Genomic DNA, 625 nt, shown 5'->3' on the forward strand with positions numbered 1-625 from the left:
CGACGCCGCGTTCGACGCGGGCCTGCCCGAGCCGGCGCGCCATTTCCGCCCGGGCCGCGACACCGCGCCGCGCGACGTCGCCGCCGCCGAAGGCTGGGCCGTCACCGGGATGATGGACCAGCACGCTTACCTGCAGATCCCGCCGGGCGCGGACGTGAAGGTCGGCGACATGGTCGCGTTCGACATCTCGCACCCGTGCCTGACGTTCGACAAGTGGCGCCAGGTGCTCGTGCTCGATCCGCAGTTCCGCGTGACGGAAGTCGTCGNNGGGCGGCCGTCACGCGCGGTTCAATCCACCGGAGTACACTGCGCTTTCGTCCTCGGGCCCGGTCGCGGCCGTCATGCACGGCGCGACCGGGCCTTCAACGCTGCTTCACTGGAGAAAGCCATGGCCGCGAAGAAGATCCTGTTCCTGACCGGCGATTTCGCCGAAGACTACGAAACGATGGTGCCGTTCCAGGCGCTGCAGGCCGTCGGCCACCACGTCGATGCAGTCTGCCCGGGCAAGCGCGCGGGCGACAAGATCAAGACCGCGATCCACGATTTCGAGGGCGACCAGACCTACACCGAGAAGCCCGGCCACCACTTCACGCTGAACGCGGCGTTCGACGACGTCGATGCGGCG

Annotated in this window: 1 protein-coding gene and 1 pseudogene; both read left to right on the forward strand. The window is 68.7% G+C overall.

The features are described from left to right. A pseudogene (locus A9Z05_RS38085) lies at window positions 1-266 on the forward strand (amino acid deaminase); the annotation flags it as partial. Window positions 267-388: 122 nt separating this feature from the next. Further along, the coding region (locus A9Z05_RS38090) for a DJ-1/PfpI family protein (protein ID WP_256122106.1) at window positions 389-625 on the forward strand (237 nt) is incomplete at its 3' end.

The sequence above is a fragment of the Burkholderia sp. A2 genome (assembly GCF_001729305.1).
GTDB classification, from domain to species: Bacteria; Pseudomonadota; Gammaproteobacteria; order Burkholderiales; family Burkholderiaceae; genus Burkholderia; species Burkholderia sola.